The 892-nt window shown below is 50.4% G+C and carries 1 pseudogene; it reads left to right on the forward strand.

Annotated features, from left to right (window positions below):
• Positions 1-892: pseudogene (locus J5224_RS30910) on the forward strand (hypothetical protein); the annotation flags it as partial.

Here is an 892-nt window from a genome sequence, read left to right on the forward strand (position 1 = left end):
GGTGGTGGCAGTAAGTGCCGTACTAGGCGTTCTTTCTACTTACCCATCATCCGCTGCATCGATCGATGTTTCCACCAGCCAAGGTGGTCTGAGCATTACAACAGCACAAGATTATCTGAGCATCACCAATACCGGTACCCTCACCGGAACCGATTTTGGCATTACCAATACGTCGACCATTGGCTCGCTCAGCAATGCCGGCGTTATCACAGGCAATGATGGGATTTACAACACCGGGTCAATCGGTCCGATAACCAACTCCGGTTTAATTTCTGCTAGTGACAATATTGGCCTGTGGAGTGATGCGGGTAACATTGATTCGCTGTTTAACACCGGCACTATCACCGGACATAAGGGCGTCTACCTCGAGAACAACAGCTTCATGGGGGAGTTTAAAAACACCGGATATATCGAAGGTGATGAAGATACTGCCGTTTTAGTCAACGCCAGTAACCTGTGCTATTTCGAGAACTCTGGCGAAATCTACGGTGACCAAGGCGTGGTGCTGGAAAATGACTCCATGCTGTATGAGCTGGTCAACTCCGGTACGATCTCCTCTGAGAACGATGCCGCTATCCTGCTCAACAGTTCCAGTATCTATTCCATCAGTAATACCGGATTGATCACCGGCGATGAGGGGATCGTGCTGGAAAATGACGCTAGCATAGAGTCGTTAATTAACGGCGGTACCATCAGTGCTGGCCTGGGTATTGGCGTGTTTGGTGACAATGTCGAAGAGATGAGTTCGATAGGGTCTATCTCCAATACCGGTCTTATCGATGCTGAAGACGGGCTGATTGTAGCGGGTGGTGGGTATGTAGGCACCTTCTTCAACTCGGGCACCCTGAGTGCCAATCTGGCCATCGGCGCGTTTGGCAGCCCGGAATATGCT

It is taken from the genome of Candidatus Symbiopectobacterium sp. NZEC135 (genome assembly GCF_025962695.1).